Source organism: Streptomyces sp. NPDC001663 (assembly GCF_042893105.1).
Taxonomy (GTDB): Bacteria; Actinomycetota; Actinomycetes; order Streptomycetales; family Streptomycetaceae; genus Streptomyces.
Genome location: NZ_JBIAUR010000017.1, coordinates 226,020 through 241,396, shown reverse-complemented (window position 1 = coordinate 241,396; position 15,377 = coordinate 226,020). Strand labels below are relative to the sequence as shown.

The window sequence follows — 15,377 nt, the reverse complement described above, 5'->3', positions numbered from 1 at the left end:
TCCGCCACACAACGGAGTGCCGCGCCTGTTGCTGGGCGCGGGCGTGCACGATCCCGCCGAGGTGCCCGGCATGGGGGCGGAAGCGAACAGCGCTGCAGAACGGCTGAGGAAGCGCCTTCGCCAACAGCTGCCCCTAGGGCTCGCTGCACGCTTGCGAGTGAATGACGCCGAGGGATCGAGCCCATGGAACGTGTCCAACCGCCGGGCCGCAGCGGACGAGATCCTTGCCGACGCGGCCGAAGAATATGCGCGGGAACAGATGACCAGGGGCGGGCACGTCGTCCCGCCCGATGTTGAGCAGCAGGTGATGGAGACTGTGCTCGACGAGCTCTTCGGCCTGGCCGGCCTCGAACCGCTGCTCCGCGATCCCGACATCGAGAACATCAATATCAACGGTGATCGAGTCTTCGTTCGCCGCTCGGACGGCCGTCGGGAGCGATTGCCGTCCACGGTCGCCTCCGATGCCGAACTCATACAGCTCATTCGTGACCTGGCCGCCCGATCGGGGGTGGAGGAGCGCCGCTTCGACCGGGGCAGCCCCGGGGTGAGCTTCCAACTACCCGGTGGTGAGCGGGTGTTCGCGGTCATGGCGGTGACCGCTCGTCCTTCAGTGTCGATCCGGCGCCACCGCTACACGACGGTGTCGCTCGCTGAGCTGCGCAGCAACGGCACCTTCGACCGCCGCCTGGAAGCCTTCCTGGGAGCGGTCGTACGGGCCCGCAAGAATGTGCTGATCACCGGCGGAACCGCGATAGGCAAGACGACACTCCTCCGGGCCATGGCTGCCGAGATCCCATCTTGGGAGCGCCTCGTCACCATCGAGGACGTCTTCGAACTCGGCCTGGATGCCGATTCCGAAGCCCATCCCGACGTCGTTGCCTTGCAGGCACGTGAGGCGAACATCGAGGGCGAAGGGGCGGTCAGCCAGGCCGAGTTGGTGCGCTGGGCCCTGCGGATGGCCCCGGACCGGGTCATCGTGGGCGAGGTGCGCGGGCCCGAGGTGATCCCCATGTGCAACGCGATGAGCCAAGGCAATGACGGGTCCATGGCCACCTTGCACGCATCCAGCAGCCGGAGCGCGTTCACACGCCTTGCTTCCTACGCTGTGCAGGGAGCGGAGCGGTTGCCGCTGGAGGCCACCAACCTTCTGGTCGCCTCCGCATTGGACTTCGTCGTCCACCTGGAGCGGCCGCGCGGGGATGCCGGCGGGCGCGTGGTGTCGTCCGTACGCGAGGTCGTCGATGCCGACGGTCCACAGATCGTCTCGAACGAAGTCTTCAAACCGGGACCCGACCGTAGGGCGGACTCAGGCGTGCCATTGCGCTCCGAGACGCTGGACGAGTTGGAGGCGGCCGGACTTGACGTCGATCGGTTCGAGCCGGGGGCGTGGGGGCGGTCGCCGTGAACGCCGACGCGATCTCGGCTGCCCTCCTCGGGCTCGGCGTCGGCCTTGGGCTGCTTCTCGTCGTACGGGGATGGCGCGGTCCGGCCGCGGGGCGGTGCCTGTTCCGAAGGGAACAGGGGGGCCGCCTGGGCCGCCGGCTCGCAGTGTCACTGGGCGCGGGGTTCCTGTGTGGGGCCCTTACGGGCTGGGTGGCAGGTGGCGCGATTGCTGCCCTGGCCACCTGGAGTGTCCCGGCGCTGATCGGCTTGGGAACCCTTGATCAGCAGCGCCTCGCGCGAGTCGAAGGCATGGCCGCTTGGACTGAGATGCTGCGCGACACCCTCGCCGCGGCCGCCGGTCTGGAGCAGGCGATCAGCGCAACGGCTGATGCCGCTCCCGAGGCGATCCGGCCACAGGTGCTGGAGCTGTCTGCGCGCCTGAAGAGCGGCGAAGGACTTGGCGCTGCAGCCCGTCTCCTCGCCCATGAACTGGCCGAACCGACGGCCGACCTCGTCTTGGCCACGCTCGTCCTGTCGTCACAGAACCCGGCACGCCACCTTGCTCCACTGCTGGGAGAGCTAGCAGCGACTGCACGTGCACAGGTGGCCATGGAGCTGCGCGTGGACGCTGCGCGAGCCCGCACCCGGACGACCGTGCGCGTCGTTGTCATCACCTCCCTGACCTTCGCGTTTGGGCTCGTACTCCTCAACCGTCAGTTCTTGGAGCCGTACGACACCGCTCTTGGACAGCTGGTCCTGGTGCTCATTGGCGGACTGTTCGGGACCGGATTCCATTGGCTTCGGCGGCTGGCCCGATTCGACGTCACAGACCGCTTCTTTGGCCACGTCGAAGGCATGACCAATGACTCCATTGGTGGTCGATCGCAGAGCCGGGAGGTCAGGCGATGATGCTGACAATGCTTCTGGGAGCGGGAGTTGGCCTGGGACTCTGGGCGTTGATCGTATGGCTCGTTCCGCCGAAGCCGCGTCTGGCCGATCTCCTTACGCGATTGCGCCGCGACACGAAGCCCGCGACTCCGTCGCCTGCGGAACTGGAGGGCTGGGCGGCCCGATTGGGCGCACCGTTCGTTGGACTAATGCGATTCCTCGGGCTGCCGCGCCGAGGAATCGCAGCCGATCTGGTGATAGCGGAACGCTCGGTCGACTCCCACCTGGCAGAGAAGGCAAGCCTCGGCCTGATCGGCCTCCTCCTGCCTACGACCGTTCAGATCCTGGTTGTTGTTGGCGGCCACTCCCAGCAGTGGGCCGTGCCTGCCGGGGCCTCCTTGGCATTCGCCGGCACCGGGTTCCTGCTCCCCGACCTGACCGTACGAGCTGAGGCACGGCGCCGTCGCGCGGCCTTCCGCCACGCCCTGGGCTCGTACCTGAACCTCATCCACATCCTCCTCGCCGGCGGCGCAGGGTTGGAATCCGCACTGCACGACGCCGTTGACATCGGACAGGGACGGGCCTTCGAGCACCTTCGCCGCACCCTCAATACGGCGCGATTTACCCGCAGTTCACCCTGGACAGCGTTGGGCCGACTCGGCTCCGAGCTGCAGATCGACGAGTTGACGGAGCTTGCCGCCTCACTCTCGCTCGCCGGTTCCGAGGGAGCGAAGATCCGCGCATCGCTGTCGGCCAAGGCGGCCGCCATGCGTCACAGGGACGGTGCTGAGGCCGAGGGCCGGGCCAGCGCAGCGACCGAACGCATGGCGTTGCCCTGCATGCTCATGGCCTTCGGCTTCGTCCTCTTCGTCTTCTATCCGGCCTTCGCCCAGATCACGGCCTCGCTATGACACCGCCACGACGCAGAGAGGAGTTCGGCCATGCAACTGCTCATCCCTCGCGAGGGTTTGGCGGCCCGTGTCATCGGCTTTATCCGGCGTGCTGTGCTTCGCGGGATGTCGTACGACCGCGGTTCCGTGACGCCGGAGATGGTGATCTGGACGGCCTTCGGCGCAGCCCTGGCGCTCGCGGTGACGGCGCTGTGGGGCCCGCAAATCCTGGCTGCCGCTCGGGAAACCCTGTTCAAGTAGGACGAGTTGGCGCCGAGGGGAGCACCACAGTGGAGATGACGATCGGCATGCCGCTCGTGTTCCTCCTCGTCCTGATGCTCGCGCAGGCAGCCCTGTACTTTCATGCCGCCCACATCGCACAGGCAGCGGCTTCACATGCCCTGGCGGCAACACGGGTCGAGAACGGGAGTACGGCAGCAGGGGAGGGCCAAGCGCGGTACGTCCTCAGCCAATTCGGGCCCGGCCCTCTTCGCAATACGAGCATCGCGGTGCGCCGAGGAACCCAGCAGGCCGAAGTCCGAATCTCAGGCGTGGCAACGAGCGTCGTTCCGTTCGTTCACATCCCGGTCTGTGCACGGGCTGTAGGTCCTGTCGAGGAGTTCGCGACAAGGGATGGGCTCCCATGATCTCCGGCCCCCGCACTCAACGCGGTCGGCCGGATAGCGGCCTGGCAACGGTGGAGCTCGTACTCGTCGTTGCTGTGCCGGTGCTGATGCTGGCCTTCTTGGTCCTGTGCGGACGCATCACGGAGTCGCGGCTGCGCGTCGAAGACGCTGCGCACCAAGCAGCCCGCGCCGCGAGTACCGCTCGCTCAGCCGACGCTGCGAAGGATCGAGCCCGTACGACGGCCGCCGCTTTGCTCGGTGAGGGAGGTGTGGGATGCCGGTCCGTGGGCGTCGAGGTTGAGGGCGCTGTGCAGCCGGGGGAGACGGTCACTGCTGTGATCACATGTCGCGTCGAACTGAGCGACTTGGCCGTACTGCGGGTTCCGGGCACGGCGATCATCCGCGAGTCCTTTGCCGCCCCGATCGATGTGTATCGCGGCGCGCTCTCACCGGCTGCGAAAGGAGCGATGTGGTGATCTCCATCGTACGCCGGCTCTCGTACGACGACGGGGGCCAGATGACTGCCTTCGTCGTAGTCATCACGACAGTCACCGTGATGTTCGCGGGCCTGGTCCTGGACGGCGGTCTCGCGTTGGCGGCGAAGAGCCGAGCCCTCGGGGAGGCCCAAGAGGCGGCGCGCGCAGGAGCCCAGGCGATCGACGTCGCTGCGTATCGGCGGGACGGCACATGGGTCTTGGCCCCCGGGGAGGCGAGCAGGCGTGCGCGAACGTGTCTCGCGTCCACGAAGGACGACGGTAGCGTTTCTGCGACCACGACAACCGTCAGCGTGACCGTCACGGCTCGCCAACCAACCCAACTTCTCCGGCTCTTTGGCGTCGATGACCTTACAGTCACCGCTGTCGGGAGCGCCCGTCCGGTGCGGGGAATCGCTGGCCGCGATCCTTAGGACCTGGGCTGAGATGGGAACCGAAACTCTGCGCCGGGCTGGCCGGTTGGTGCGCACTGTTGTGGCCGCCGGTGTCCTTGCTGCGCTCGTCGCAGGCATTCCGTGGGGGCTGGCCCGGTACATCGGGTGGCCTTTGCCCGACCACATCCCGAGAGCCGCAGAAGCGGTGTCGTTCTTGGGCTCCCCATTGAGGACCGGGGTCCTGCTCGATGCCCTTGCCTGCGCTCTGTGGGTGGCCTGGGTCGCTTTCATCATCACAGTGCTCAATGTGGTGGTTGAGGTCGTAGTCGCCGTGCCCCGTCTGATCCCGCGTGTCACGAGGACCGGCCCGCTGCGGATGGTGGCGGCAGCCCTCGTCGGAGGGTTCGTATTCGCACTTGCGCCCAGCCGGGACTCTCACGCCGCATCGGCGGTTCACAGCGATACGGAGACAACAGCCGTAGTACGACCGCCCCGCAACGGCATCCATGACAGCCTGTGGCGAATCGCCGAGCGTCGACTCGGTGATGGTTCCCTTTGGCCCCAGATCTTCGAGCTGAACCGTCACCGGACACAGCCCGACGGCCGGGCGCTGACGCACCCCGAGCTCATCCAGCCGGGATGGGTGCTGTGGCTGCCTGCGCCGTCAGCACCACCAGCAGACGACGGCCATGGCGGTGAAACGCCCAGCCCATCCAGTCCGTCCTCGCCGCCGCCCGGGCGATCCTCGCCATCTGACACTGCCACTGATCATGATCAGCATGACGGGGGATCCGACTTCCCCGACGGTGCGTTCGTTGGGATCGGCGTGGGCGCGGCCATTATTGGGGTGTTGGCGGTCGTGAGGCGACGCCGTCGGGCCCGCCGTCGCCCGAGGAGCGGCGAGAGGGGCGATGTTCAAATCCCACCGGTCATACGTGCTCTGCGAGCGACGCCAGAGACCGTGCCACAACCGGCGGCACGGTCGACTCCGCCCTTCGAGTCACCAGAACCTGGCCAGCCTGTGAACGTCGTCGGTGTAAAGGACAGCAGAGCGCAGGCCTGGGACATGGCGCGGGCTCGCGGACTAGGACTTGTCGGGCCAGGTGCCAGTGACGCAGTCCGAGCACTGCTGGTCCATCTGCTGGCCAAGCAGTCGGCGTCCGGCAGCGACCGCGCCGAAATCGTCATCGCATCAGGCGACGTTCCGGGCCTTCTGGGAACAGAGGCAGGTGCGCTGAACTCCACCCACCGCTTGCATGTCGTCGCTGACGAGGCCGAGGCATTGAATGCCATGGAGGCAGAGCTGCTTTCTCGGACCCGGGCGCGGCATGAGGGCGAACGGCTCGGAGATGCCAGGCCGGCTCAACTCGTGCTCGTCACACGGGTGCAAGCCGTGGATGAGAGGCGTTTGCACGCGGTGTTGGACAACGGTTCTGCTCTGGGTTTGGCAGCCGTCCTCGTCGGACACTGGTCGTCGGGTACCACGCTGCGTATCCGAGCCGACGGCACGGTCGCGGTCGCTGCGCCTCCGAGTGCAGAGGCTGCCTTCGGCGGCTCCCGGCTGTTCTCGGCGCCAATGGAAGACACGCGCGCGCTGGTTGAACTCCTTGCCGAAGGAACAGCGTCGGGAAGCACTGCTCGGAGGAACAAGCACACCATTGGAGTTCAAGTTCTGGGAGCTGTCCGTCTGACGTACGAGGCACCGAACGCCTCCACGACGACAGATATCACCGACGCGTTTGCCCAAAAGCAGCGTGAGTTGCTCGCATTTCTGACGCTTCACCGAGACGGAGCGCGACGTGAGACGGTCGCCGGCGCATTGTGGCCAAGGGCGCCCTACAACCGTCCGTACAACAGCTTGAACGCGACTCTGAGCCAGGTACGTCGCGCTCTCCGCTCGGCCACGGGCAGCAAGGTCACAGATGCCACCCGGCTCAGTGACGGCCGCCACGTGCTGGACCAGGACCAAGTAATCGTGGATCTATGGGAATTCAAGTCCGATCTCGAGTTGTCCCGGCGACTCGTCGACGACGAGGAGGCTGCTTGTGCTGCGTTGCAGCGGGTGGTCGACCTTTACAAGGGTGACTTCGCCGAGGACGTCGTAGCCGAATGGGTGGAAACTCCGAGAGAAGAAGTCCGACGTAACTACCTGGACGCCATCTCCACGCTTGTGCGGTATCTGAGTCGGACCGACCCTCGCCACGCCTTGCACCTCCTGGAGCGAGCACGCGAGCGGGATCCCTACAACGAAGCCCTGTACCGAGACATCGCCCGCCTGCAGGCGCAGTTGGGACGCCTGGACGCGGTGCGTCGGACATTGGAGCTGCTCAAAAGGAGCCTTGCGGAGATAGACGAGGAACCCAGTGCGACTACGGTCGCGCTGTACGAGGCCCTGCTCGGTCCCGGCGGGCCTGGGACAGGTAGCCGAGCAGGGCCTGTCTGAGAGAATGCTCGGCATGGCGATTTGAAGCGCACCTGCTGGGCGAGAGCACTGGACCAAGCTCCCAACCTGGGACACGGTCCTCGACGGTGATCGACGGATCTGTGTCGTGTGCGGGGCGGCTGTCCGCTCGTACCAGTACCGCGTTCATCCACCCGAGTCCTCCTCGTTCGAGCGGTGTATCGGACTCGCGTGGTGCTCCGGTTGCCGGTTCTATTCGGGCACCATGGTTCACGTCCCCCGCGAGCGGGTCCTCGTCGATGCCCTGGTATCACTTCCGCGCGAGCAACGTGAACGGCTCGAACGCTCCGAGACACGGTTGATCGGGTTCCTCGACCGCCGGCTGGCAGGTCCTCCACGGCTTGACCCGTCAAGCAGTTCGTCGGTCGTCTCCACGAACGAGCTTCACTAGCAGTTCGGTGTCCCGCAGGTCGGGCAGCACGGCCTCCGCTCCCGCGTCACGAAGGGCCGCTTCGGCGCTACGTCCCGACGCCACCGCGATCACTCGTACGCCATTGGCATGCGCGCCCTCCACGTCGGCCGGTGTGTCACCGATCAGGACCGAATCGGCCGCGGTGGCGCGGGCGCGTTGGAGGGAGAGTCGGACGAGTTCGGCTCGCGTGTCGTCGTCCTCGCCGTACGCACCGAGGTCCCAGTGGATGTGCCGGCTGAGACCGAAGACGCCGAGTTTGATCTCGGCGGCGGGACGGATGTTTCCGGATACGACGGTCTGCTGGACGCCGGCGGCCTCGAGTGCGTCCAGGGCGGCCTCGGCTCCGGGAAGCGCACGGCCCCGTGCTCGGAGATCTTCTGCGCGTTTGACGTGTTCGTCGGCCAGTGCTTCGGCGAAGCGCTCGAAATCCGGGCGAGCGGTCACCAGGCCGTGCAGTTTCGCCGTCTCGCGGAAGATGACGGGCTCCGTGATGCCGTCGATCTTTGCCTGCTCGCGCATGGGTTGGCCCGTGGCGCGCTCGAAGGCCGAGGCCGACAGCTCGCGGCCCACACCGCGTGTGTCGATCAAGGTGTGGTCGATGTCCCACAGGACCAGCCATGCCATGGAGCGCCTCAACTTCCCGTCCGCCGCCGGTAACAAGCCGTCATGCTCTGATGCACGGATTGTGCTCCAGCATGCTCCGCTCGCTCTACGCTGACTGTAGGAGCCGCGGTCGCGGAAGGGGCTGAACAGTGAATCCGGCGAGACTGCCGGTTGGTGCCCGAGTCAAGTACTACCGGCGCAGGAACGGCAATCGCTCACAGGCCGCCGTGGCTGGCCTGTGCGGCATTACCGAGCGCTACCTTCAGCAGATCGAAGCCGGGACGAAGATCCCCTCCGCGCGTGTCCTGTCCCGGCTCGCCTCCGAGCTCGGAGTTCCGGTGGCCGCGCTGCTGGCCGAGGAACCGGTCGAGCATCGCCCTGCGCCCCTGACCGCGGCACCCACTGTGGCTCGCGCACTCATGGGGTGCGGGATGGAGCGGGACGAGGCGCCCCTGGGGACTGCCGAGCTGCGGGAGCGCGTCAATCAGGCCTGGAGGATATGGCAGTCTTCACGGACCCGGTTCAGTGAAGCCGCAGACATCCTGCCCGACCTGATCTACGACGTCGAGGTCGCCGTGCGGTTCCACCGAACGGGAAGCGATGCTGCGGAGCGGCGCGAACTTCTGCAGGTGGCGGCCGACTTGTACGGTCTGCTGCGTTCGTACTGCCGTCGCGCGGGGCGACTCGACCTCTCGCTGATGGTCGCCGATCGGGCGATCCGCGCTGCTGAGGGTGCCGACGACCCGGTGCGCATCGCGGCTGCGAAATGGAATCTTGGGCATGTTCTGCTGTCCCACGACGATCCAGGTGGAGTCGACGAGGCCAAGGACGTTGCTCTGTCAGCCGTGAAGCAGCTGAGGCAGGCTCCGACCACCACTGAGAGCAAGGCAGTTGAGGGAGCTCTCGAACTCGTCGCTGTCGTATCCGATGCGCGCCGGCATCGCTGGTGGGAGGCGCGCCAGCGGCTGGAGCAGCGCGCTGCTCCGCTCGCTCGTCAGGTCGGGGAGGGAAATGTCCAATGGACCGTCTTCGGGCCGACCAACGTCGAGATGCACGCGATGAGCATCGAGATGCTTGCGGGTGAAGCCGCCGAAGGGCTCCGCGTGGCCGACCAGATCGACACCAGTCGACTGCCCAGCCGGGAACGCCAGTTCACGTTCGGGCTGGAGCTGGCCCGGTGTCACGACCTGCGTCGGGAAGATGCCGCGGTACTGGTCCACCTCCTCGACCTCGAAGAGATCGCTCCCGAAGACCTGGCGCGCAGCGCGCTCGCACGCAGCATGATCCTCGACCTGCACAGGCGTGTCCGACCTACCTTCCGCCGCCAGGTCACAGGCCTTGCCCAGCGGCTCCAACTGGTCTGACCCGAACCCATGGTTCACCCGAACTCTCAGTTCGGGGCGCGTCGTTGGCCTTCCCCTACTTTCACCGCACAGCGATGAAGGACGGGAGACATGATCAGCGGCGTAGGAGATCTCACCTGGGTCACCGGCATGCGGCTGACGCCAGCCGGTGTCGAATGGGACGCGGTTCGGGTCGGCCGCTATCTGGGGGTACAGGCCATTGGGCGGATCGCACGGCCCGGAGCGGTTGCTGTTGATCCTGCATGTGCGGAGCCGTTCCTGTACTTCCTACTTCCCGCCGGTAGTACGGACGGTTGGGAGGTTCCGCATACGCGGCCGCTCGGCGCGAATGCGTACGTCGTCCTGCCGCCCGCGGACAAGGACTCGCCCCCAGGACCGTACTGGCTCATTCCCCCGAAGTGCGGCTTCACTCGGGCGGCAACGTTGCGCCGGGCTCTCGAGGAGGCCGTTGCCGTTGCATCGAGTCCGGCGCAGATGCTGGCGGTCGCCCGGCGCTTGATCGACGATGACGCCGAACTCGCGGATCGGCAAACGGTGTTGAGTCTGGCGCGGGACCTGCGCGGCTACTTGATGGTCCTGATCCGCGAGATCGAATACCGGTGCAGGCAACCGGGGGTCGAGACAGCTGTCCGTGAGGCTGCCCTCGCCGGCGTGGGAGAGGCGGAACAGCGCCTGGGCCAGGCCGCGGGCCGCACATCGACAAGCGAAGTCACGTACGCACGGGGCCTTGCCAGGTCTGTCGATGCGCTCCTCGATCATCGGGCGAAGCTCGAGGCGCTGTAGACCCACAAGTTCCCGTCCCGGTCAGCCCACGCTCCCGGGCCGGGGCGGGGCCCAATTGCTCCTTTCTCACACCAGGAGGGCTCAGTCATGAGCACTGCCGTTTATGCGTCTGCGGGCTCTGCATCCCCCGCCCACGGCATTCTGTCCGTCGAATGCGAGCTGACTGGCCGTTGCCAGCAGCGGTGCCTGCACTGCTGTACCGACTCCGGCCCGACAGCCAGGACAGGCACCATGACCCACGAAGACTGGGTGAAGGTCATCCACTCGATCCGTGAACTCGGCATCCTTGGTGTCCAGTTCATCGGAGGCGAACCGACGCTGTACCCGCGGCTCATCGAACTGATGGCCTACGCTCGGTCGCTCGGGTTGGCTGTCGAGGTGTACTCCAACCTCATCCATGTACGTCCCGCCCTGTGGGAGGCCTTGTCCCAGGAAGGCGTACGTCTCGCCACGAGCTACTACAGCGACGATGCGGCCGAGCACGATCAGATCACAGGTGGCCGCGGAACGCATGCCCGTATCCGCTCCAACATCGCCGTGGCACTCGGGCGCGAGATCCCGCTGCGGGTCGGGATCGTCCGGGTCCTAGGCGAGCAGCGTGTCGAGGACGCCGAAGCCGAACTGCGAGCCCTCGGCGTGAAGCGAATCCAAGTGGATGGCGAGCGGAAGGTAGGCCGCGCAGCCGAGCGCCTGTCAGCGATCCCGAGCATCGACGAGTTGTGCGGCCATTGCTTCCACCATCGCGTCGCCATCTCCCCGGACGGTGAGGTCTACGGCTGCATCCTCAGCCGCTTCCTGCCCACCGGGAACGTCAAGGAACAGCCGCTGCAGACGGTCCTCACCGGGCGTCGCTGGGCGGAGGCACGCCGCATGGTTCCTGTGGCCACCGGACGTGGTTGCACGCCGGACGACTCCGGCGACTGCGATCCTGCCAACACCGAAGCCTGCGATCCGGCGTACGGTCTCTGGGCATGAACTGGCAGCCGCACGGCGCACTACTCGCGGCACGCGTCACCCACCACACGTCACGGTGGCGCGGTTCCGTCGCCGCCGTGCCGCGCCACCAGTTCGTCCCTCGCTGGTGGGAACGTACGGAGGACGGCTGGACCCTCCGACGAGGGTCGAACGACGTGCGCATCTGGTTTTCGGTCGGCTACAAGGACAGCTCGCTGATTACGCGGGTCGGCCCCCTGCATGCCGACCACGCGCAGCCCGGCGACCATCCGCAGGGCCTGCCCACTTCCTCGGCGACTCTCCCGAGCCTGCTCGTGCGGATGTTCCAGCACGCCCGCATCGACGACCGTGACGAATTGCTGGACGTCGGTACCGGATCCGGGTACGGCACGGCCCTGGCCGCCCACCGACTCGGAGACAAGCGCGTCACGAGCGTCGACGTGGACCCCTACCTCGTAGGCGCAGCACGACAGCGACTGGAGCGCATCCGTTTGCACCCCAAGGTAGAGGCCATCGACGCCACCGGGGACCTGCCTGGAACCTACGACAGGATCGTCGCGACCGTCGGCGTGCGGCCGGTCCCCGCCAGTTGGCTCGCTGCGCTCAAGCCGAGCGGGCGTCTGGTGACCACGATCGGCGGCACTTCGCTGATCGTGACGGCGGACAAGCGCGGTGATGGCTGCGCCGTTGGGCGCGTTGAATGGGACCGGGCCGGCTTCATGCGCACCCGACAGGGCGACGACTTCCCGCCACCGCCCGACAAACTGGTCGAGCGGGCACGCTCGGACGAGGGGGAGACGATCACCACCGGGCCCTATCCGGTCATCGATGTTGAACAGGCCTGGGACCTCGCCTCGATGCTCGAGATCACCGTGCCCGGAATCCTCTACGGCTACGAGGAGACAGCGGAGCGGCGAACGACATGGTTCGCGCATGCAGACGGCTCATGGGCGAGGGCGACGGCCCACGGCAATGAACAGCCGGCCGTGCACCAAAGCGGGCCACAGCGCCTGTGGGACGTGCTGGATGAGATCCGCGCGTACTGGCTCCAGCACGGCGAGCTGCCGCTGCGAGGGGCCAATGTCCTCATCACCCCGGACGGTGAGACTCGCTTGGCCAGAGGCAAGTGGTCTGCGCAGCTGTGATTTTGGGGGTACCTCTGCCCCTTCCAACTGGGCTTCCAATACCTCCCCCTACTAGAGAGGTAGCCCCTCCGTGCACCTTTGGTGCAGGTCAGAGGGCTGTGGGGGCTACCTGAGTGTCATGCAACTTTGTCTGAGACAGGTTTTTCTCAGTAGGCGCCGGCCGGGGGAGGGGGGAGGCGAGCCACGAGGCCGTGGGCAAGTGGGCGCACTTGGTGCATTGGGTATGGAATTTGCGTAATCCTTGATTTTCAACTTGAGATCTCCTGGGTTTGAATGTCGCTGGAATTAGTTGGTCGATTGGGGATTTTGGCGTGCATTGCCTCAGTTCTTCTTGACGTATTAGTCGCACGTGTAGTCAAAAATCTTGCCATTGCATCTTGAATTGGCCCCCAATTGCGGGAAAATGGAATTGATAAGACGCAGTGCATCGGGCACGCGTCATAAGCGATCGGGGACGATCGTGGCGAACCAATCCCTTTCGGGGAACTCCTCGAAATCTGGTCGAGGTGCAGACGTCACAGCGGATGACATGAAACGCGTGACGTCGGAAGACTTCAAGGAGCTGCAACGGATGGCGCGCGGCTACTGTCGAGCCGTCGACTCCACTCGGTCTCGTAAGCGCATGGATGGCAGCGCCACAGCGGTGCGCAACGGGAGCGCACCGTACGGCACGGACGACGTGAGTGACGACGTCACCCAGGATGCCGTTCTCATATTCGCGAAACGGTTACGGGAGATCATTGCGACCTGTGAGGTCGCTGCGCTATGGGTGGCAACTCGGGAACCGTCTGCTTGGCAGTACGTGCGACGCGACGGAGAGACCATCGTGGTGACCCGTAAGACGCTGCAGTACTGGGCCGTGAGGGATGCGGCCGCGCGCAACGGATACCGGCTGGACGCGAAAGCGGGTGTGGCTGAAACTCCGCCGAGCGTGCAACTCGGCCCGTATCTGTCGGGCCTCAGCGAGACGATCTTTCGTGCTGCTTGGGGTGACGGCAGCACGTATCCCGCGCTACGCACCATTCTCGGCATCGCCGAAAAGGCCGCAGACCTAGGGCGTGCCGGTGTCATGGGGCGGGCTGCTCAGGAAATGTACGGCGGTCCCCTGAACTCATCCTCGAAAGTTCAGCGAACCAAGGATATTGCTCTGAGGGAATGGCGTTCTCTCACGGAGTCGCTCGACGCAGTGCGGGAAGATCTGGTGTACCGAGGAGCGGCGGCGCAGGAAGTCGACTAGTCGAGCACCGCAAGAGCGGCCGGTTTGCCGAACCAAAGGGGTTCGGGAAACCGGCCGCAGTCGTGCTACGAGGAATTTCCGGGCTGATCGGTAATCGGAGCCCTTTCGCGCACGTATTTAGGTGAACGCCCTGACCGTCGAGTGGAGGAGATCATGGAAAACGCAAGCGCCATTGAACTGATCCACCGCGTGATCTACAAGCCGGGCTGGTCTTTCAAGGCCCGCGATCACGTCAACCGCTTTGAGGGAACGGTTGTCGTCCGGGTGAACTATCCGGCGCGCAACAGCAACCGCGATCAAGCAAACGGAGGGTACCCCGAGGAGATCACGGCCTACGCGGAGTTTCCCATTGTGGTGAAGGACTCCACAGACGAAGATCTCTACGCCGCATTGCTGCGAGTGATCTCGTCCATTGAGGAACACGAAAGCCGTGAGTTCCTGCGGGTGCACCCTACGGGGTGGGCGCCGTTCCATCCGCATCGTGTCGACGGTATGCGTAGGTGGGCCGCTCGGCATGGGAAGGCGGACGTGCTCGCCGATCTTCAGTTCGGCGTTGCGTGATCCCGCGGCATCAGAGTCGTGGTGCGCCCCGCATCCCCTTGATCCCTCAGAGGGGATGCGGGGATCAAGGGAGATTCCTTTCAGAGATCGGTAATTGGGGCCTGTCCGGATCCGTATTTAAGTGAGCGCCGGAGGGTCCTGTCCGAAGTCCCGCCCCGGCACCTCCCGCTCGGTTGCGTAGCTCAGTTGGCAGAGCGCGGATCTTATAAGTCCTGGGTCGCGGGTTCGAGTCCCGCCGCAACCACTGGACCCGGCGGCAGCTTGGCTGCATTCCCTGCCGTTGGCCATCCCGGAATCCCCCGACGGGATGGGGAGGGTTCGCTTCCGAATCGCTCCCGGAACCGACCCTCCGTCCTCCCTTCCTTAATCGCCCGGACACAGTCACGGAATCGTAGGGATCAGCATGATGTTTGAAGCCATCTACCTTCGTCACATCGAGGAGATCGTCGCCGAGTACGGTCACGCGGTGCAGTACGTCGGCGCCGACTCGGAAACCCGCGCTCGCCCGTTCGCCTACACCGTCGGCCTGCACCGGGAGGGCAACCGGGACTACGAACTCGCTATTTCCGGACTCGGACCGCACGCCTCGGCCGGTGTGCTGGACCTGCTTGCCGAAGCGCTGCAGGCGAGCGGGACACGACCCTCCAACGGACTCGAAGTCGGGAACCTTCTCGTAGGCAACCTCGATCTTCGACTACGACCGGTGAGCCATCCCGAGGCATTGGGCACCATCCGCGCACTGTATGGAACGACTCCACCGGTCTGGCAGGCTCTCTGGCCTGACGTGGGCAACTGGTTCCCGGGCGACCCGGGATACGACCTGGCAGATCACGTCCAAGTGTTGCTGTGAGTTCCGGCGGCGAGGCGGAGGGCACCAAGACAGTCTCTGATGGACTTGGCTGCCCTGCGCCGAACCGCCCGCCCGGCTAACCTCCTGCTCGAGTAGCCGTCGAGCCAGGAGGAAACGCCCGTGGAGATCGACCTGAGCAAGGCCCGGGCGACCGTGAGGGAGCTCTCCGAGGCGCTGGAAGCGCTCGACGGCACTGTCGTGGACGAGGCGCCGACGCGCGCAGGCCGGTCACAGCGCACCAAGGTGAGCCGTACGCTCCAACGTCTTGCCCACCTCGGTGATCGCGCCTCGGTCGAAGTCATGGACGCGTACTACGTGTTCAAAGATCGTGACGAGCCGGCCGAGTAGCGGC

Annotated in this window: 17 protein-coding genes and 1 tRNA gene; 17 read left to right on the top strand and 1 reads right to left on the bottom strand. The window is 65.8% G+C overall.

What is annotated here, in order from left to right; genetic code table 11:
* Positions 1-16 precede the first annotated feature (16 nt).
* From ACFY1L_RS42845 to ACFY1L_RS42810, 8 genes are all read left to right on the top strand, one after another.
* Positions 17-1,405, top strand: a complete 1,389-nt coding sequence (locus tag ACFY1L_RS42845) for a CpaF family protein (RefSeq protein WP_388837702.1) — start codon at positions 17-19, stop codon at positions 1,403-1,405.
* Positions 1,402-2,292, top strand: coding sequence for a type II secretion system F family protein (locus tag ACFY1L_RS42840; protein ID WP_388837699.1), 891 nt, complete (start codon positions 1,402-1,404; stop codon positions 2,290-2,292). Before ACFY1L_RS42845 ends, ACFY1L_RS42840 begins: the two co-directional genes overlap by 4 nt.
* Positions 2,289-3,182 carry a type II secretion system F family protein gene (locus ACFY1L_RS42835; RefSeq protein ID WP_388837696.1) on the top strand — a complete coding sequence of 298 codons (894 nt, stop codon included), beginning with the start codon at positions 2,289-2,291 and terminating at the stop codon, positions 3,180-3,182. The genes ACFY1L_RS42840 and ACFY1L_RS42835 overlap by 4 nt, the downstream gene beginning before the upstream one ends.
* A gap of 30 nt (positions 3,183-3,212) precedes the next feature.
* Positions 3,213-3,422: a hypothetical protein gene (locus ACFY1L_RS42830; protein WP_388837693.1), complete on the top strand. Its 210-nt coding sequence runs from the start codon at positions 3,213-3,215 to the stop codon at positions 3,420-3,422.
* A complete protein-coding gene (locus tag ACFY1L_RS42825; protein ID WP_388837691.1) occupies positions 3,374-3,808 on the top strand; it encodes a TadE family protein in 435 nt (144 codons plus the stop codon). The genes ACFY1L_RS42830 and ACFY1L_RS42825 overlap by 49 nt, the downstream gene beginning before the upstream one ends.
* Positions 3,805-4,263, top strand: a complete 459-nt coding sequence (locus tag ACFY1L_RS42820; protein ID WP_388837688.1) for a TadE/TadG family type IV pilus assembly protein — start codon at positions 3,805-3,807, stop codon at positions 4,261-4,263. The genes ACFY1L_RS42825 and ACFY1L_RS42820 overlap by 4 nt, the downstream gene beginning before the upstream one ends.
* The gene (locus ACFY1L_RS42815) at positions 4,260-4,694 is read left to right on the top strand and encodes a pilus assembly protein TadG-related protein (RefSeq protein WP_388837685.1); all 435 of its coding nucleotides are present in this window, start codon (positions 4,260-4,262) and stop codon (positions 4,692-4,694) included. The genes ACFY1L_RS42820 and ACFY1L_RS42815 overlap by 4 nt, the downstream gene beginning before the upstream one ends.
* Positions 4,695-5,676: 982 nt before the next feature.
* A complete protein-coding gene (locus ACFY1L_RS42810) occupies positions 5,677-7,098 on the top strand; it encodes a BTAD domain-containing putative transcriptional regulator (RefSeq protein ID WP_388837682.1) in 1,422 nt (473 codons plus the stop codon).
* A gap of 367 nt (positions 7,099-7,465) precedes the next feature.
* Here the strand turns inward: ACFY1L_RS42810 and ACFY1L_RS42805 are convergent, their stop codons facing one another.
* On the bottom strand, positions 7,466-8,152 hold the full coding sequence (locus tag ACFY1L_RS42805) for an HAD family hydrolase (RefSeq protein WP_388837679.1): 687 nt from the start codon (positions 8,150-8,152) through the stop codon (positions 7,466-7,468).
* Positions 8,153-8,280: 128 nt separating this feature from the next.
* On the opposite strand from ACFY1L_RS42805, the gene ACFY1L_RS42800 reads away from it, so the two are divergent.
* The 9 genes from ACFY1L_RS42800 to ACFY1L_RS42760 all read left to right on the top strand — a co-directional run bounded on the left by ACFY1L_RS42800 (position 8,281) and on the right by ACFY1L_RS42760 (position 15,373).
* Complete coding sequence (locus ACFY1L_RS42800; RefSeq protein WP_388837676.1) at positions 8,281-9,495, top strand: helix-turn-helix domain-containing protein; 1,215 nt, start codon at positions 8,281-8,283, stop codon at positions 9,493-9,495.
* A 90-nt stretch (positions 9,496-9,585) separates the two neighbouring features.
* Entirely contained in the window at positions 9,586-10,278 is a 693-nt protein-coding gene (locus ACFY1L_RS42795) for a DUF6415 family natural product biosynthesis protein (RefSeq protein ID WP_388837673.1), read from the top strand.
* Between the two features lie 87 nt (positions 10,279-10,365).
* Positions 10,366-11,253 carry a radical SAM/SPASM domain-containing protein gene (locus ACFY1L_RS42790; protein WP_388837670.1) on the top strand — a complete coding sequence of 296 codons (888 nt, stop codon included), beginning with the start codon at positions 10,366-10,368 and terminating at the stop codon, positions 11,251-11,253.
* Positions 11,250-12,377, top strand: coding sequence for a methyltransferase domain-containing protein (locus tag ACFY1L_RS42785; protein WP_388837667.1), 1,128 nt, complete (start codon positions 11,250-11,252; stop codon positions 12,375-12,377). Before ACFY1L_RS42790 ends, ACFY1L_RS42785 begins: the two co-directional genes overlap by 4 nt.
* Positions 12,378-12,906: 529 nt before the next feature.
* A complete protein-coding gene (locus tag ACFY1L_RS42780) occupies positions 12,907-13,614 on the top strand; it encodes a hypothetical protein (RefSeq protein WP_388837664.1) in 708 nt (235 codons plus the stop codon).
* Positions 13,615-13,767: 153 nt separating this feature from the next.
* Positions 13,768-14,175 carry a hypothetical protein gene (locus ACFY1L_RS42775; RefSeq protein ID WP_388837661.1) on the top strand — a complete coding sequence of 136 codons (408 nt, stop codon included), beginning with the start codon at positions 13,768-13,770 and terminating at the stop codon, positions 14,173-14,175.
* A 171-nt stretch (positions 14,176-14,346) separates the two neighbouring features.
* A tRNA-Ile gene (locus ACFY1L_RS42770) sits at positions 14,347-14,419 on the top strand.
* Between the two features lie 159 nt (positions 14,420-14,578).
* Positions 14,579-15,025 (top strand): DUF4262 domain-containing protein, encoded by a 447-nt coding sequence (locus ACFY1L_RS42765; protein ID WP_388837659.1) that lies wholly within the window; start codon positions 14,579-14,581, stop codon positions 15,023-15,025.
* Positions 15,026-15,145: 120 nt separating this feature from the next.
* Positions 15,146-15,373 carry a hypothetical protein gene (locus ACFY1L_RS42760; protein WP_388837656.1) on the top strand — a complete coding sequence of 76 codons (228 nt, stop codon included), beginning with the start codon at positions 15,146-15,148 and terminating at the stop codon, positions 15,371-15,373.
* Positions 15,374-15,377: the final 4 nt, after the last annotated feature.

Bases quoted from the DNA above. Each gene is read 5' to 3' on its own strand.
- ACFY1L_RS42795 (WP_388837673.1), top strand. From the start codon at position 9,586: ATGATCAGCGGCGTAGGAGATCTCACCTGGGTCACCGGCATGCGGCTG.
- ACFY1L_RS42805 (WP_388837679.1), bottom strand. From the start codon at position 8,152: ATGGCATGGCTGGTCCTGTGGGACATCGACCACACCTTGATCGACACA.
- ACFY1L_RS42790 (WP_388837670.1), top strand. From the start codon at position 10,366: ATGAGCACTGCCGTTTATGCGTCTGCGGGCTCTGCATCCCCCGCCCAC.
- ACFY1L_RS42775 (WP_388837661.1), top strand. From the start codon at position 13,768: ATGGAAAACGCAAGCGCCATTGAACTGATCCACCGCGTGATCTACAAG.
- ACFY1L_RS42785 (WP_388837667.1), top strand. From the start codon at position 11,250: ATGAACTGGCAGCCGCACGGCGCACTACTCGCGGCACGCGTCACCCAC.
- ACFY1L_RS42820 (WP_388837688.1), top strand. From the start codon at position 3,805: ATGATCTCCGGCCCCCGCACTCAACGCGGTCGGCCGGATAGCGGCCTG.
- ACFY1L_RS42780 (WP_388837664.1), top strand. From the start codon at position 12,907: ATGAAACGCGTGACGTCGGAAGACTTCAAGGAGCTGCAACGGATGGCG.
- ACFY1L_RS42835 (WP_388837696.1), top strand. From the start codon at position 2,289: ATGATGCTGACAATGCTTCTGGGAGCGGGAGTTGGCCTGGGACTCTGG.
- ACFY1L_RS42765 (WP_388837659.1), top strand. From the start codon at position 14,579: ATGATGTTTGAAGCCATCTACCTTCGTCACATCGAGGAGATCGTCGCC.
- ACFY1L_RS42830 (WP_388837693.1), top strand. From the start codon at position 3,213: ATGCAACTGCTCATCCCTCGCGAGGGTTTGGCGGCCCGTGTCATCGGC.